The following is a 16,023-nucleotide window of genomic DNA, read 5'->3' as shown; positions in this document are numbered from 1 at the left end:
TTATTGGCTTCCTAAAGTTCTTAGAACAACCTCTTTTTTAAGTGTCCTTGACAAAGGGTCCAGATCGGTTAAGCCCTTGCTCTTCTCTTTCAATTATTCTTCTGTAGGATCCAAAACGCATTCTTCCAGTTTTAACACTTTTGTTTTGTACTTCCACTTGTAGCCTAGCCATACGATCAAGAACAATGGAATTCCAATATAGGAAGCGAATAAGAACGTCCAGTCCACTTTGCCATCCGAGAACGCGCTAATGCTTTGACCGATAATGACAATCATACACATCACGCCCGCCAAAATCGGCCCGAACGGGAACCACATCGAGCGGTATGGAAGGTCAGCTACTTTGTTGCCTTGTGCAACGTAAGCTTTGCGGAAACGGTAATGGCTAATCGCAATACCAAGCCATGCAATGAACCCAGACATTCCTGACGCGTTCAACAGCCACATGTACACTTGTCCATCGCCAAAGAAAGAAGCAAGGAAAGCAAGCATTCCGATTGCTGCTGTCGCGAGCAGGGCGTTGACGGGAATCCCGCTTTTATTTAATTTAGCGAACCATTTAGGCGCTTTGCCTTCTTTCGCCAATACCCACAGCATTCGAGTGGAAGCGTACATGCCTGAGTTACCTGCGGATAGAACCGAGCTTAAGATAACGGCATTCATCACAGAGGCTGCTACGCTTAAGCCTGCTTTTTCGAAAATAATCGTAAACGGACTTGCCGCTACGCTGTCGCTAGCGAGTGTATCTGTGGTATACGGAATCAGCATACCAACAACGAAAATAGCCAAGATGTAAAACAGCAGTATTCTCCAAAACACGCTTCGGATCGCGCGAGGCACGTTCTTCCGAGGGTTCTCGGATTCCCCTGCTGCAATACCGACGAGCTCTGTTCCTTGGAAAGAGAAGCCCGCAGCCATACAAACGCCAAGTACTGCAAGGAAGCCGCCCGAAATTGGCGCGTCGCCCGTTGTAAAATTACTGAATCCAATCGCTTTTCCGCCCCAGATACCGACGATCATGAGCAAACCGATAACGATAAACACAATGACTGTTACAATCTTTATCATTGCGAACCAATATTCCGACTCACCGTAGCCTTTAACAGACAATAAATTAAGTCCTACCATTAATGCGAGGAATAGGGCACTCCATAAGAACGACGGGCTGTCAGGCAGCCAGAACTTTATAATTAACGTCGCCGCGGACAACTCTGCCGCGATTGTAATAGCCCAGTTATACCAATAATTCCACCCTAGCGCGAAGCCAAGGGATGGGTCTACGAACTTCGTTGCGTAAGTACTGAATGTGCCGGATACAGGCATATATGTTGCCATTTCTCCCAAGCTAGTTACCAAGAAATAAACCATAATTCCGATAATGAAGTAAGCTAAAAGCGCGCCGCCTGGTCCGGCTGCATGAATCGCCCCGCCGCTGGCTAGGAACAACCCTGTTCCAATCGATCCGCCTAGCGAAATCATTGTCATGTGGCGCGACTTCAGACCTCTTCGTAATTTGTTCTCTTCCAATTTTATACGCTCCCTTAATATGTTTTAACGCAAAAAAGCCGCCTTTTCTTCAAAAATAAGTCAGGCAGCTTCTACTCCCTCATTTATCCTGTTTCAAGATAGCACAACATACTGCTTTGGACTCAGCAGTATGACAGTTCCGCCCCTTTCGGAAACGGACCCAGCCGGGCACGGTCAGTATACCGTGCGGCTTCGGCAATGTTGCCTTTTCATCGGAATCGTTAGTCTTACTGGACTTCCTCCGATGTACTCTTCAACATCGCGACCTCTACCTCATCTAGGTTGATGAGGGTTTGTATTTAATTTTAATTTTCCTTTAACAATATAAATGAACCTCAGGTTATAAATCAATGGGTATTCGTTCCATTTAGATCATAAGTTTGGTCGGTGACATTCTGGGTATTCTATAATTAACAAGCTTAGATGGAGGGATTTTGTTGGAAGAGAAATACGTAAGGGAGACGAGATGCTTCAAAATATCCAGGGTGTTTCCGCTCGATGTCAATAACCACAACACGATGTTCGGTGGAAAGCTCATGTCCCAAATCGATGATATCGCATCCATTACGGCCTCCAAACTTTGCAGGGTGACGGCGGTTACAGCATCCACGGACTCCGTTGATTTTTTGAAACCGATCCGGCCGACGGATTGCGTTTCTTTGGAATCCTTTGTAACTTGGACGGGTAAAACGTCCATTGAAGTTTTCGTCAAAGTCATTACGGAAGATTTACGCACAGGAAAGAGGGACATTGCCGCGACGTCGTTTTTAACCTTTGTCGGACTTGATGAAAGCAATAATCCAGTCCCCGTTCCCCGCATTGTGCCGGAAACCGAAGAGGAACGAAAATTGTACGAGACCGCAAACCACCGGGCAGAAATGCGTAAAACCAGAAGGGAAGGAAGCAAGAAATTCGCGGACTATTTGATTACGTCTTATCCGTGGGAATAACACGTCAAGGCTGCCCCCGGATCATCCGTTGGCAGCCTTGCTCCGTGATTTAATATCATGTTTTTCAGTGCGCCTCAGGCATATGTTCGACGGCTGAGACACGCTTTGGCCGATTCACAATCACAATACCCGAAACGACGAGCGCGAGCGCGACAAGCACGATAAGATGCAGCTCTTCATTCAACATCAGCGCGGACAAAATAACACCAAATACCGGTATCAAGAACAAATACATAGAAATGCTCCCGACCTTGTTATACTTCATGACATTATTCCAGAGGACGAAGCCGACTGCCGACAAAAAAGCTAAATACAGCAGCATTAATACCGTTGTCCAAGTAAAATCAAGAACGATCGACCCTGCAAAAGCCGCACCGGCCACAAACAAGGCGATTCCCCCAAGCAGCATTTGCCAACCGGTCATATAGAGGACGTCCAGCTCTTTTGCTTCGTTCTTGGAAAGCACATTACCCAGCGCCCCGAAAAACATCGCAACCAGCAAACAAATTTCCCCGACGCCCATTTGTAAAGACAGATCCCCTTTGGTCATATTGACCAGGATGGCTCCGCCAAACCCCATAATTAAACCGATCATTTTTTTCATATTCAACCGGTCGTTCTTGTACATGTAGTGGGCTAGAATGATTTGGAAAAATGAGGTCGTTCCTGCAATAATCGAGCCCTGAATCCCCGTACTTGCGCTCACCCCATAATAGAAAAACAGATATTGCAAAAAAGTTTGAAAAAGACCGATTTTCCCGATTTTCAGCAGCGTCCCCCGTTGATATCCAGCCTTTTTCCCGATGACTGCCATAAACAATAGAATAAGTATCGCGGCCAAAATAAAACGATAGCCGGCAAACAAAAGCTGCTCGGACCAATCCGCTTTACCAATGTGGAGCTCAGCGTAACTTAGTTTAACAAACGGAAAGGCACTCCCCCATAAGAGTGTCGCCAAGGTAGCTGCGGACACAATCCCTAAAGGATGCTTGAAAAATTTTTCTGTAGTCAAAATGAACACCTCGATGTATAGACTCTTGTTGCATAGATCAGCTATTCATTATACAGGAAGGTGCCATTCCCGAAAACTATTTATCTAGTAAATGTGAGAAGGTATATATCCGCATACGTCGCGACGCGTTCAATCAATTACTGAAATGCATCAAATCATTGATAAAAATGAATTTTACACAACAATCTTTCCAAAGTATGCTTATTACATTGAATTTGAATTCGGAAGGGTTGAACGCAAATGAACGTTGCAGTGCCAACGAAATTCAGTGGAAGCAAGGATATGACGGAGGACCGGAGTTATCTTAGACGTGGAACCAAAGAATACCAGCGAAGCAGTTTTTCGTTGTTTGCTGCAGGTCTTGCAACCTTTGCCGTTCTATACTGCGTACAGCCGCTGTTTCCGGTTTACTCCAAGGAATTAGGTCTCTCTCCTGCCGTAGCCAGCATGTCTTTATCAATAAGCACGATTATGCTCGCAATCTCGCTGCCTTTCGCAAGCTTCTTATCCGATCGCATCGGTCGAAAACCAATGATGGTCAGTTCACTCATCGCCTCGTCCATATGCTGCATATTCGCTGCGCTCGCACCCAATTTTAATAGCTTGCTGATCATCCGTGCGATTCAAGGAATTGTTCTTGCCGGACTGCCTGCCGTGGCAATGACTTATTTGGCTGAAGAAATGGAAGCCAGAAGTCTTGGCTTCGCTATGGGACTCTATATCAGCGGGAATACAGTCGGGGGATTATTCGGACGCGTATCCGTCAGCACGATAACCGATTTATTCTCATGGAGATGGGGCATCGGGATATTAGCCGTAATCAGTTTGCTTGCCAGTTTGTACTTTTGGCGAAACTTGCCCTCTTCCAGGCATTTTAAGGTACTGGCAATCGAACCTAAACCTATTCTTCGGCTATTTGCCGCACAATTCCGTGATCGAGGCCTGCTTTGCCTGTTCTCGTTAGGCGCATTATTGGTGGGGAGTTTTGTTACGCTATACAACTACCTGGAGTACCGTTTAATCGAAGCTCCGTTTTCTCTTTCTCAAACCCTGGTAGGCTGGATCTTCGTTATATACCTGGTCGGTACATTTAGCTCGTCTTGGATGGGCAGATTGAGCGACCGGTTCGGACGCCGGAAAGTGTTATGGATCAATGTCACCCTGATGCTGGCCGGAATCCTGCTGACGCTTTCAGCTCAGTTGGCTGTTGTCATCCTCGGAGTGGGGATTTTCACCTTTGGGTTTTTCGGCAGCCATTCTACGGCCAGCTCGTGGGTGGGAAGCAGAGCTATCGTGGGGAAAGCGCAAGCGTCCTCCATCTATCTGCTGTTTTACTATATAGGGTCAAGCCTTGGAGGATCGGTCGGCGGGCTGTTCTGGAGCCGGTTTCATTGGAACGGGGTTGTTGGCATGATCTCCGGCATGCTTTTGCTTGCGATGCTGGTCTCTTATGTTTTAACTTCCGTTGTATCGGAACGATCCCAGCATCACTCTAGAAATAATTCTTCACAAATTGTATGAATCGTTTGGCTGGGGGAGACAAGTATCGTTCTTTCACCCAGACAACACCGATATTGCGGCGACATTCCTGGGAGCTAACACTAAGTTTAACTACATCATTACCGCCCAGTCCTTTCACATCAGGAATAAGGGCTACACCCAATCCTGCAGCCACCAACCCTGCAACGGTATGGACTTCCTCCCCCTCAAAAGCAATCTTGGGGGTAAAGCCTGCTTCATTGCATAATGTATCAATAATGTTACGCAGCCCATATCCGCTTTTAAAAGAAATCATTGGCTCATCTGCGATCTCTTGTAAAGAAACAACAGAGCCCCGATCCGCCAATCGATGCTGCTTCTGGACAAAAAGGAACAGTTCCTCGCTCCATAACTGTGTCCATTCAATGTCACTATTACCTTCGTCGTTAGGAGAAGAGAGAAGACAAAGATCGATGGTGCCTTCACGCATCTGCTGTAAAAGGGAAGCCGTGCTGTTCTGATTGAGCTGAAAACGGATTTTGGGCGATTCACGGCGAAACGCGGCAATCAAATCCGGAATATGATGGGAGCCAAGCGTATGAAGGAAGCCCAATGCGACTTCCCCCGCTTCTTCATCCAGCAGATCCTCAATTTCGTGCTTACCTTCTTCATATTCTTTCATAATACGGTGTACCCGGTTCAAAAATAATTGACCGTAACGGTTAAGCGTTATCGTACGGCCCTGCCTGTCAAATAGCGGTACTCCCAGTTCCTTCTCCAAACGGGAGATCGAGCGGCTGAGAGCGGATTGGGAAACGCATAAAAGCTTGGCAGCGCGGGTCATATGTTCCATTCGAGCTACCGTTTGAAAATATTCAAGCTCCTGCCACTCCAAATAAAATCCCCCTAAGATGCACTCTTTTAATAAGTAGTTTATCAAGCAAAAAGGAGTCGCTCGTCATTAATAAGCGACTCCACCAGCTAGTTTGCTACTACGAACTGCTCATGCTGTTCGATTACTGCATTCTTTCCTAGCTTCTGATATAAAGCGATATATTTATCCAGCTCGTGGCTAATTGCAACAACATTTTCATGCGTAAGTCTGCTTTGTACGAGTGCTTCTTCGACCATTTGAAGACGTATGGCTTCGATCTTTTCCAAGAGGAATAGCTCCATTTCACTAATCTCCGTTCCTGTTCAATAGAATGACAAGATCTATTATAAAACAGGAAACAATATAACGTTGTAACTATTTGTCGTCGAAATTATGAAGAATTAGTGAAATTTTGTTTCGAATCACATACTTTTTCTTGGTTATATGTTTCAAACCTATTTATGAGGCAAGAATCGTTTCAATTCGGTCGAGAACGTCTTGTTGCAGCTCGATACCGGAGGCCTTCGCATTTTCTTCGACTTGCGCGGGACGACTCGCTCCGACGAGCGCACTAGCCACGTTCGGCTGGCGCAAAATCCAGGCAAGCGCCAACTGGCCTACCGTAATATCCAATTCGCCGGCGATATTCGCGAGCTGAACGACTTTGGCGATCTTATCTTCGGTGATACCATTACGCATATTTTCCAGCTTCGCGGCCCTGCTTTCCTGCGGAAAATCCGTCACAGATTTGTATTTACCCGTAAGAAGACCCTGCGCCAGCGGCGAGAATACGACTTGCCCGACGCCTTGCTTCTCCCCGAGGGGGATAATTTCTTTTTCGATGTATCGATTAAACATGTTATAAACCGGTTGGTTGACGATGATGCGATCCAGCAAATATTTATCGGAAACGGCAAGCCCTTCCGCTATTTGCGCTGCGGTCCACTCGCTAACCCCGGCGTACAAAATTTTGCCCTGCGTGACCAGATCGTCGATCGTGCGAAGCGTTTCTTCAACTGGAGTTGCCGGGTCATATCTGTGGCAATAGTAAATATCCACATAGTCGGTGCCAAGTCTCTTCAAGCTGGCATGCAGCTGCTCAAAAACGTGCTTGCGCGATAATCCGCGGTCATTCGGACCTTCACCCATCGGCCAAAAGACTTTCGTTGCAAGCACATAAGAATCGCGGGGATACTGCTTTAACGCCTCCCCAACGACTTTTTCGGCTTCGCCTCTCTCATATACGTTGGCCGTATCGAAGAAATTAATGCCAAGATCGTAAGCTTTATTAATGGAAGTAACTGCGTTTTCCTTTTCGACGTATCCTCCATAGGTCAACCAGCTTCCTAAGCTGATTTCGCTAACCTTCAAACCGCTTCCGCCCAATCTCCGATATTTCATATCTCCCACTCCTCTTTGTTTGAGATAACGCTACTACTTCTAGTATCATATCGAAGTTCCCTAAAGCTGAAAAGTACTGAAATATTTGTTAGATAGTTATCTAGAGTATAGTTAGGCACTATCGGTGTTACATCCCTGTTACCCATTCGTCGAGGCCGGTGCCATGGAAATGATACCATACGTCTCCCGTCTCCGAGGTCCATTTTTCAAAAGCTTGAACGGTTTGCGGCGCATAATAACCACTTAAATGAGCGGGTTCGCTCGTTAACGGATACTTGAAAGTTTTGGTGTCTTTCGTCAAGGCGATTTTCTCGTCCGTTTTGACGATGCAGACCGGGCGCTCGAGTAAAGCGCGCTTCGGATTGACCCAAACTTTACCTTGCGCCGTATGGATATGTACCCAATCTCCGGATACTTCAAAAGCATCATAGGTTCCGGGTTCAAGCGATCCTTTCTCATCCATGTACAAGTTCGGTTGATCGAAATAGCGGCTATTCGTCTGCAAAGTGATTGATTCTTTCACTTCAAGGTAATCGCGAAGTGTTGGATTTTGCGGAACAACCCAGCGTTTCCCTTGAGGAAGTTCAATTTTCAACCACACGTCGCCTTGCGTCGGTCCCGTCCGATTATCCCATTCGGCAATCACTTGCACGACCTGCGGGTTGATAGTTTCCTCCGACCGCTTGACCGCAAACGGGTACGAGTAGACATGCTCCTGACCGGTCAGTTTGAGATTGTAGGAAACCGGCTTCTCTTTAATATCTTCCAACAACGCCGGCTTCAAAATCCATTTTTCTCCAAGCCAAGTGTCAATCCGGTACCATCCCCCACTCCCTCCCTCAAAGCTGCTTACATCACTAAATTCCAACGGAGAGTACGGGAGTGACGCCGTAGCAATGAGCTTCTGCGGCGAAACGCTGAGGTTTGTGAGGCTCTTAGGGTCCGGGTGGTCGTAGAGCGGAGCAACGAATATCGTCGTAATCTCCTGATCCGCTTCCTGCAAATACCCGCTTACCATTCGATTGTCGGCTTTGATCCATTTGCTGCCAAGCCAGGTTTCCACCAAATACCACTGGGGATCGTCGTTCCCATTAGCAGTTGTAACAACTTTCACGGACTGGTAAGCGGACAGAGTGCCGACGGGCTTTCCCGGGTTCACATGATCGTTATAAATCGAGACATCCTCCATTAAAAACAGGTTGTTTACCCAAGATGCATGATGTGCCTTCGCCGATCCGGGAAACGTTGACCAACAAGCCAATAAGGCGCTCAATGCCACCCCAGTCAAAAGAATACTGCGACGTTTAATGATCGATCACCACTTTTCCTTTTTGTAGTATTGACGTATAAAATATGGAAAAGTTTCTCCTTTCGAACTATCTCATCAACAGAAAAAAGCCGCGATAAGGCGACCTCATTAAATATATGAAAATATGATAAACCCATCCAATCAAACATCTTCCTTTCAACATATCTTGTAGAATCAACCAAAAAGGAGATGATTTAATTGGTTCGTATTCTTGATAAAGATGCCGTTCAGCCAAGAAGTAGATTTAACTTATCCAGATCGTTTACGATACCCCGCTCACCAAAAAGAGTAGTCCTGGCAGCAATTCGACTAAGAATTCCTGTGAATGCTCAACCCAATCGAGTTGAATTAATAGCAACCGTCGGTGTTCGAGGGATCACTGGCATAGCGCAAATTCGCTTTAGAATCTTTCGGGATGGCATAGAGATCTTTAATACAATCCAAGGTATTGAATCGGCCGGCTCTGAACAAAACTATGCGGTTACATTCCAGGCAATCGATAGGAATGTAAGATCAGGCAATCATGTTTATGCGGTTACTGCAGAAAACCTAACAGCGAATACAAGAGCTGACGTTGTTGGACCCATTTCCTTTAGTGGACTTGCTGTTCAAACCAGGTAGTACGATAACGTCATTAACAAAGTCCTTGAAAAGCTTCAATGAAAAAAGTACCGCATGAACTCGATGCGGTACTTTTCTATTGAAGCTAATTAATGATGTAAATTTGAGAGATTTCTTACTCTGTCATGTCCACGTACCAGGAAGAATACGAACTTACCGCATCGATTTTCCGGACAAGCTTTTGCGTTCTCTTACGCACTTCATCCGGGTTCATGCGGACTCGCGTGCACCCCGACTCCATCGCAGCTTGAGCGACTGCGGCAGCCACATGAGGAGAAACCATCGGATGAAACGGATGCGGGATCACATAATCCGGGTTCAACTGATGTTCCGGAACCAAATCGGCAATCGCGTACACGGCCGCCAGCTTCATCTTCTCATTAATCTCACTTGCCCGCACGTCCAGTACACCGCGGAAAATTCCCGGAAACGCGAGCACATTATTGATCTGGTTCGGAAAATCCGAACGGCCTGTACCGATGACCGCGGCTCCGGCGGCTTTGGCATCCTCAGGCATAATCTCGGGTATCGGGTTGGCCAGAGCAAATATGATGGAATCGCGGTTCATGGAGCTGACCATTTCCCGGGTCAATGCCCCTGCCGCGGATACGCCAATGAAAACGTCCGCTTCTTTTAACGCATCAGCTAGCTTACCGGTTATTCTTCTTCGGTTTGTAATCCACGCGATTTCCTGCTTGAAAGGGTTCATTCCTTCTTGTCTTTCTTCATAAAGAATGCCCTTCGTATCGCACATCACGATATCCTTCACACCCATATGCCCCAGAAGCCTCATGGTCGCAATGCCGGCCGCGCCTGCGCCGTTCACGACAACACGAATTTGCTCCATCGTTTTGCCGACGAGTTTGAGGGCATTGATCAGTCCGGCAGCTATGACGATTGCCGTTCCGTGCTGGTCATCATGGAAAACGGGAATGCCGCATTCCTTTTTCAACCGCTCTTCAATTTCAAAGCAATCCGGTGCGGCAATGTCTTCCAGATTAATCCCGCCGAAGGAAGGCGCAAGCTGCTTGACCGTATCAATGATTTTGTCTTTATCGCTTTCAGCCAAACAAATCGGAATGGCGTCCACCCCTGCAAAAGCTTTAAAAAGCAAAGCCTTGCCTTCCATAACCGGCATCGCCGCATGCGGCCCGATATTGCCCAATCCGAGCACAGCCGTTCCGTTGGAAACGACGGCAACGAGATTACCTTTCATGGTATAATCATATACTTTATCTTCATCGTTATAAATTTCTTTACAAGGCTCTGCAACTCCAGGAGAATAGGCGAGACTTAAATCACGTACCGTTCCTACCGGAACCTTGGCAAGCAGCTCGAGTTTGCCGGTACGCTTTTTGTGCATATGAAGACTTTCTTCACGTAAGTTGTACATGATCCCATTTCCCCTCATTGTTAATGGATAACTGCAAGATGTATGGCTTTCCATGTCTTCATCATACTCAAAACAAGTGCGTCTGAATCTAGCCAAACTTGCTGAAAGGTAGCACGAAAATAAGGTTCTGTTCATGCCGGACAACCATGTAAAAAAGAAGAGGCTGTCCCAGAAGGATAGCCTCGATTTACGTCATTGGATCTCATACCGTACACTGCGCTGCTATCCGATAGTCCGTGGAACTGCAGCCCATCACCATTTTAAATTTCCTTGCAAAATAGTTCGCGTCTTGAAAGCCGACATGGGCGGCAATGTCTTGTACGGAAAACTCCGTTTTCTCCAAAAAATAAGCTGCCTTCTCGATCCGGACTTTATTTAAGTAACCTAGAAAGCTTAAACCCGTTTCTCGTTTAAATAAGTGGGCAAAATAATAGGTGCTCAAGTAGCAATGCTGTGCAATATCTTTTAACAATATTTTTTCCTGATGATGCTCCTTAATATAGATGATTGCAGACCGGATTACAGGAGATACCGCCAATGCATGATCGTCCGCTGCTTGCCTCGCAAGTTTCCTCCAATACGAGCTAAGCTTTTGAGCAAATGTATCATAACGGATGGTGCTGTATAAGTCTTGAAGCATGCTAGCATTGTCCGATAGAATTTCCGAAGCGTTCCCGCCTAAATCAACAACCATCCTCGACAGCGATAAGATCAGATCGAAGGCTTCTGATTTGAACCTGTCTACATTATGCTTATACGCCCCGGCAAGCCGTTCCAATAATATAATCATATAGGCTACCGATCCGGCTTCATCGCCGATTCGGACATGTGAAAGCAGCTCGACCTTTTCCTTATGAGACACTAACTCGGTCTGTTCTTCTTGAGCGCTTCTTTGTTGTTCATATTGAAAAATGATCCGGTTTCCTTGAAAAAAACGGTCGATCAACGATGCTTTGGCTTCCCCATAGGAGAGGTGCAGCTGGTAGGGGGCGTCGTAATAAGTGCCGATTCCGGCTGAAATGGAAAACCCTTTCCTATCTACGTCATTTTGCAATTTCATAACCATTTCGACGATGACTTGTTTATAGGAGGGATCCGGCTTCCCACCGGAGCTTACTTCCAGGAGCACGGCCAATACCCCTTCCCCCACCCATACCCACAAAAAAGGCAAAGTGAAGCTCGCATGGATCGCTTCCACCAGTTGCTGCCCGATTTCGATACTCCACGACAATGACTTATTCATGGCCAAATCGGAATAACGGTCAATCGAGAGAACAATGACCAATTGAGGACGCGATTCGATGCCGAGCCGCTCTCGCATATCATTGAAATCCGCTTCATGGATTAACGTTCCGGATATAAGAAGTTTGGAAAAAGCCGCTTGGGCCGCATCCAGTTTCATGGTCCGAATCACCCTGCCCTATTTGATCTCACTGATCCTGTCTCTTGGTTCAACGACCGTTTGCTCATATTTCGAACGATAAAACAGATAGTAAACACCATAGCAAACAATGGTAAAAGGGATGCCGTAGTATAGAGCGATTTTTTGTTCTTCATCGAACGCCAAGCCGATTAATGCAATCAAACATAGGATTATGGCAAGAATGGGTACAAACGGGAAAAGCTTCACTTTATATTTTAAATCTTCCAGGCGGTTTCCTTCGGCTATATACCGCCTGCGGAACAAGTAATGGGATAAGGCAACCCCCATCCAGACCAGAATTCCGGCGAATCCGGAGATGCCGCTCAACCATAGAAATACGGTGTCAGGGGCTACGATACTTGAGATCAAGGCTACGGAAGCAATAATGGCGCTTACAATCAGAGCGCGAAATGGTACGCCTCTGGAACTTAGCTTGCTTAGGAAAGGGCTGGCCATATTGCTCTTTGACAGCGCCCACAGCATACGGGAGGAAGCATATAAACCGGAATTGCTTGCAGAAAGAAGCGCTGTCAAAATAACAAAATTCATGATATCTGCCGCAAAAGGAATTCCCATTTTATCGAAAACAAGCACAAACGGACTATCCGTAAGACCGGCTTCTTTCCAAGGAATTAAGGAGCTTAAGATAAATACCGACGCTACGAATAATAGTAATATTCTCCAGATCGTATTTCGCGTCGCCTTCGGAATCTCTTTTTCAGGATTTTCACTCTCACCTGCTGCGATACCGATAAGCTCCGTCCCTTGATAACTGAAATTAACGGCTACCATGGTCATGAATACCGGAACGAAACCGTTTGGAAATAATCCTCCATCATGGGCGAAGCCTGAACGAATCGGAGCCGAACTGAGGCCCTCGAAGGGGAGGATTCCCGTAATCGCGGCGATTCCTAATAATACGAACAAAGCGATCGTGATGACTTTAATGCTTGAAAACCAGAACTCGGATTCTGCAAAAAGGCTCGCCGAAAAGGCGTTTAACAGGAACATGAATACGATGACGATTGCGATCCAGATCCAGGAAGGGATATGAGGAAACCATCGGTTCATCAACATTCCGGCGCCGACCCATTCCGAACCGACGGCAACAATCCAGTTGATCCAGTACAACCAACCTATGGTAAAACCGGTTGCCGGGCCTATAAACTTCGTCGCATAGACCTGAAAGGAGCCCGTCACCGGCATAATAACAGCCAGTTCAGATAAACAAAGCATGACCAGATACATTAAAAGTCCGCCGGACAAATAAGACAAGATCACACCGCCGGGTCCGGCTTGGTTAATCAAATACCCCGTACTTACAAACAAGCCGGTTCCTATCGCGCCACCTAACGAAATCATTAACATATGCCTGCTTTTCATGGAACGCTTCAGCTGGTTGTTGCTTTCCTTTATTACGCTTGCCATATGATGTATACCCCATTTCCGATGTTTGATTGGAAAGCGCTTTCAGTTACTTGACAGAAAAAGGGCGGCACAATCATCACTTTTTACACTGTTAAATATGATTGTAGCCAAACCCTAGCACATCGTGTTCGAAGCCTTTTTTAGGGGCGCCTATCGTTCCATAAATGCAGACACTTAACCATTCTCCGGAATATCCAGAGATATCGACTGTTCCTCTAGTTATGCAAAATGTTAATCCGACCGTCCGCAGAATATCCCCGAATTGGACCGTCCCTCTCCCAATCCCTTGAATCGCTTCTATAATGGCATGGTACAAGGAATGAACTTCCCGATATGAGTTCGGATCGATAACTTTGTTTGATTTGGCGCTGGTTTCAATAGCCGTCACTACCTTTACCAAATCCATTGCGCCAACCTTACCAATGGTATACCTGTATCCTCTTCTCTTCATTTCATTCTCAATATCCGCTCCAGCATCTTCATTGTGCAGCATGACTAAGAGAGAAGTTAGCTTTCCCATCGTATAATTACTGCAGTCGATAAGTTTTCTTTCATTCGGGTCGCTCATTCTAATCATCCTTTCTGCTATATAAGTTCCCCAAAAAAACAAAAAACTTCGCATAGAAGGTCGATTCTTCCTCCATGCCACCAATACCAATAACTTCCATATTGTAAACGGACCGTTTAAAGCCGAAGCTGAAGCAGAAAACGGTCCTTCATACGCTTTAAGACATCGATCTATTGAATTTTTACTACATCCGACATGTTCAAAGCTACATCCGTTTGCCTCATCCAATCCGCTATCTTTTGGAAATCATGAGCAAGTACGCGATCCGCATCTACGGCCGGGACAAGCTTACGGCATTGGTCATAGAGCCATTTGGTCCCGAGCCCAAGCAGCTGCGGATCGCGGAAATCAGCCGCCTGAGCCCCGCACAACAGCTCGATGGCGAGAACGGCGTAAGCATTTTCCACGATTTGCGTCGCTTTCCTTGCAGCAATGGTTCCCATGCTCACATGATCCTCCTGATTGCCCGAAGACGGAATGGAATCCACGCTTGCAGGATGAGAGAGCGACTTATTCTCGGAAACGACCGCAGCAGCTGCATATTGAGCGATCATAAAACCGGATTGAAGACCTCCATTTTTCGTTAAGAAAGGCGGAAGGTTCTCATTCAAATGAGGATTGACGAGTCTTTCTATCCGCCGTTCGGAAATATTCGCCAGCTCTGAAGCGCTAATGGACAGATGGTCCATCGGCAGTGCAATCGGCTGCCCGTGAAAATTTCCGCCCGAGATCACTCGCTCCTCATCCACAAAAATAAGCGGATTATCCGTAGCCGAATTGATTTCAATTTCAAGCTTTTCCGCAATATACGCCAGTGCATCGCGGCTTGCCCCGTGGACCTGCGGCGCGCAGCGCAAGGAATACGCGTCCTGCACCCTGCGTTCTCCCTGGTTCGTCATTAGCTTGCTCCCGGAGGTTAACCGTTGGATATTTTCCGCAGATTGACGTTGTCCCTTATGCGGGCGAATGATATGGGTTAACGGATCGAATGCGTCCCGGACGCCGAACAGCGTTTCGCAAGTCAATGCAACCGTGCAATCGGCCCAGTTCGCCAGATTCATAGCATCCCGGCAAGCCAATGTGCCAACGGCCGTCATGACCTGTGTCCCGTTAATAAGGGCTAATCCCTCTTTTGCCTCCAAAGTTACGGGAACGAGCCCGGCAAGATTCATAGCCTGGCCGCCCGGCAGGCGATTGCCAAGATGATAAGCTTCTCCCTCACCGACGAGCACGAGCGCCAAATGTGAAAGCGGTGCCAAATCACCGCTGGCTCCGAGCGAACCTTTTTCCGGTATAACAGGTGTCACCCCTTGATTCAACATCCCGACCATCAACTGCACGACCTCCGGACGTATACCGGAGTACCCGAGAGACAGCGCATTGACGCGCAGCAGCATAATCGCTCTTGCGATTTCGATCGAGAACGGCGTGCCGATTCCACAGGCGTGGCTTCGAATGAGATTCAACTGAAGCGTTTTGGCGTCTTCGCCGGAAATATAGGTATCGCTGAATTTTCCAAAGCCGGTTGTCAAGCCGTACACTACTTTTTTCTCGCTCAACAATTTTTCCACATAGGCTCTGCTCTTCGCCATTTTGCGGATGCTCTCTTCATGCAGCTCGACCTTGGCATTAAAGCGGGCAACCTGAACGACCTGCTCGATCGTTAATGCTCCTCCGCCCACTAGCACCACGTTTTGATCTTTCATCTGTTCGGTTATTAGCATATCCGCACCTGCTTTTCTAGTAATATAGGTTGCGGCTTCTAATGACTATTTGCTAAAGGCCGTTGTTTCCATAAAAAAGCAAAAAAGAATGCACTTATATAAGGAAAGGACTCTTCCCTTATTCTAAGCTACATTCTATTCACTAATAACTATATAGAGCTTGATATTCAATTTACACCTTTGAAGGTGCGTAGTCAATAAGAAATTATTGGTTTAGTACTTTTCTTGATTGATCTCCAACATGACTGGTTGGAAATTAAGTAGGAGGGGGCGGCTAGCCCCCGACCTCTTACACCACCGTACGTACCGTTCGG

Annotated in this window: 14 protein-coding genes and 1 riboswitch; of the genes, 3 read left to right on the top strand and 11 right to left on the bottom strand. The window is 46.7% G+C overall.

All coding sequences use genetic code 11. From position 1 onward, the window contains the following. Positions 1-93: 93 nt before the first annotated feature. The gene (locus ACFQZT_RS32345) at positions 94-1,485 is read right to left on the bottom strand and encodes an amino acid permease (protein WP_379307102.1); all 1,392 of its coding nucleotides are present in this window, start codon (positions 1,483-1,485) and stop codon (positions 94-96) included. Between the two features lie 133 nt (positions 1,486-1,618). Continuing rightward, positions 1,619-1,806, bottom strand: a riboswitch (Lysine riboswitch). 158 nt (positions 1,807-1,964) lie between these two features. Between ACFQZT_RS32345 and ACFQZT_RS32340 the strand changes: the two genes are divergently transcribed. Continuing rightward, positions 1,965-2,477: an acyl-CoA thioesterase gene (locus tag ACFQZT_RS32340; protein WP_379307100.1), complete on the top strand. Its 513-nt coding sequence runs from the start codon at positions 1,965-1,967 to the stop codon at positions 2,475-2,477. Between the two features lie 64 nt (positions 2,478-2,541). Here the strand turns inward: ACFQZT_RS32340 and ACFQZT_RS32335 are convergent, their stop codons facing one another. Continuing rightward, positions 2,542-3,489: a DMT family transporter gene (locus ACFQZT_RS32335; RefSeq protein ID WP_379307098.1), complete on the bottom strand. Its 948-nt coding sequence runs from the start codon at positions 3,487-3,489 to the stop codon at positions 2,542-2,544. A gap of 240 nt (positions 3,490-3,729) precedes the next feature. Here ACFQZT_RS32335 and ACFQZT_RS32330 point away from each other — a divergent pair, with 240 nt between their 5' ends. Then, a complete protein-coding gene (locus tag ACFQZT_RS32330) occupies positions 3,730-5,010 on the top strand; it encodes an MFS transporter (RefSeq protein ID WP_379307096.1) in 1,281 nt (426 codons plus the stop codon). Here ACFQZT_RS32330 and ACFQZT_RS32325 read toward each other — a convergent pair. From ACFQZT_RS32325 to ACFQZT_RS32310, 4 genes are all read right to left on the bottom strand, one after another. Further along, the gene (locus ACFQZT_RS32325; protein ID WP_379307094.1) at positions 4,982-5,863 is read right to left on the bottom strand and encodes a LysR substrate-binding domain-containing protein; all 882 of its coding nucleotides are present in this window, start codon (positions 5,861-5,863) and stop codon (positions 4,982-4,984) included. The two genes, ACFQZT_RS32330 and ACFQZT_RS32325, sit on opposite strands and share 29 nt — an antisense overlap. 86 nt (positions 5,864-5,949) lie before the next feature. After that, the gene (locus ACFQZT_RS32320) at positions 5,950-6,129 is read right to left on the bottom strand and encodes an aspartyl-phosphate phosphatase Spo0E family protein (RefSeq protein ID WP_379307092.1); all 180 of its coding nucleotides are present in this window, start codon (positions 6,127-6,129) and stop codon (positions 5,950-5,952) included. 172 nt (positions 6,130-6,301) lie between these two features. Then, entirely contained in the window at positions 6,302-7,243 is a 942-nt protein-coding gene (locus ACFQZT_RS32315; RefSeq protein ID WP_379307090.1) for an aldo/keto reductase family protein, read from the bottom strand. Between the two features lie 127 nt (positions 7,244-7,370). Next, positions 7,371-8,516, bottom strand: coding sequence for a hypothetical protein (locus ACFQZT_RS32310; RefSeq protein WP_379307088.1), 1,146 nt, complete (start codon positions 8,514-8,516; stop codon positions 7,371-7,373). Positions 8,517-8,750: 234 nt separating this feature from the next. Between ACFQZT_RS32310 and ACFQZT_RS32305 the strand changes: the two genes are divergently transcribed. Further along, a complete protein-coding gene (locus tag ACFQZT_RS32305) occupies positions 8,751-9,173 on the top strand; it encodes an exosporium protein C (protein WP_379307086.1) in 423 nt (140 codons plus the stop codon). A 115-nt stretch (positions 9,174-9,288) separates the two neighbouring features. On the opposite strand, the gene ACFQZT_RS32300 is transcribed toward ACFQZT_RS32305, so the two are convergent. The 5 genes from ACFQZT_RS32300 to hutH all read right to left on the bottom strand — a co-directional run bounded on the left by ACFQZT_RS32300 (position 9,289) and on the right by hutH (position 15,709). After that, entirely contained in the window at positions 9,289-10,566 is a 1,278-nt protein-coding gene (locus ACFQZT_RS32300; protein ID WP_379307084.1) for an NAD(P)-dependent malic enzyme, read from the bottom strand. Between the two features lie 202 nt (positions 10,567-10,768). Next, positions 10,769-11,968 (bottom strand): helix-turn-helix domain-containing protein, encoded by a 1,200-nt coding sequence (locus tag ACFQZT_RS32295; protein WP_379307082.1) that lies wholly within the window; start codon positions 11,966-11,968, stop codon positions 10,769-10,771. Between the two features lie 18 nt (positions 11,969-11,986). Further along, complete coding sequence (locus tag ACFQZT_RS32290; RefSeq protein WP_379307080.1) at positions 11,987-13,417, bottom strand: amino acid permease; 1,431 nt, start codon at positions 13,415-13,417, stop codon at positions 11,987-11,989. Between the two features lie 91 nt (positions 13,418-13,508). After that, entirely contained in the window at positions 13,509-13,985 is a 477-nt protein-coding gene (gene hutP / locus ACFQZT_RS32285) for a histidine utilization transcription antiterminator HutP (RefSeq protein ID WP_379307078.1), read from the bottom strand. 170 nt (positions 13,986-14,155) lie between these two features. Next, the gene (hutH, locus tag ACFQZT_RS32280; RefSeq protein WP_379307076.1) at positions 14,156-15,709 is read right to left on the bottom strand and encodes a histidine ammonia-lyase; all 1,554 of its coding nucleotides are present in this window, start codon (positions 15,707-15,709) and stop codon (positions 14,156-14,158) included. Positions 15,710-16,023 lie beyond the last annotated feature (314 nt).

Origin of the sequence: Paenibacillus sp. GCM10027628 (assembly GCF_042676385.1) — a bacterium.
GTDB lineage: Bacteria > Bacillota > Bacilli > Paenibacillales > NBRC-103111 > Paenibacillus_E.
This window is presented reverse-complemented; position numbering and strand designations above follow the sequence as displayed.

Bases quoted from the DNA above. Each gene is read 5' to 3' on its own strand.
- hutH (WP_379307076.1), bottom strand. From the start codon at position 15,709: ATGCTAATAACCGAACAGATGAAAGATCAAAACGTGGTGCTAGTGGGC.
- hutP (WP_379307078.1), bottom strand. From the start codon at position 13,985: ATGAGCGACCCGAATGAAAGAAAACTTATCGACTGCAGTAATTATACG.
- ACFQZT_RS32315 (WP_379307090.1), bottom strand. From the start codon at position 7,243: ATGAAATATCGGAGATTGGGCGGAAGCGGTTTGAAGGTTAGCGAAATC.
- ACFQZT_RS32300 (WP_379307084.1), bottom strand. From the start codon at position 10,566: ATGTACAACTTACGTGAAGAAAGTCTTCATATGCACAAAAAGCGTACC.
- ACFQZT_RS32295 (WP_379307082.1), bottom strand. From the start codon at position 11,968: ATGAAACTGGATGCGGCCCAAGCGGCTTTTTCCAAACTTCTTATATCC.
- ACFQZT_RS32290 (WP_379307080.1), bottom strand. From the start codon at position 13,417: ATGGCAAGCGTAATAAAGGAAAGCAACAACCAGCTGAAGCGTTCCATG.
- ACFQZT_RS32345 (WP_379307102.1), bottom strand. From the start codon at position 1,485: ATGACAATGATTTCGCTAGGCGGATCGATTGGAACAGGGTTGTTCCTA.
- ACFQZT_RS32330 (WP_379307096.1), top strand. From the start codon at position 3,730: ATGAACGTTGCAGTGCCAACGAAATTCAGTGGAAGCAAGGATATGACG.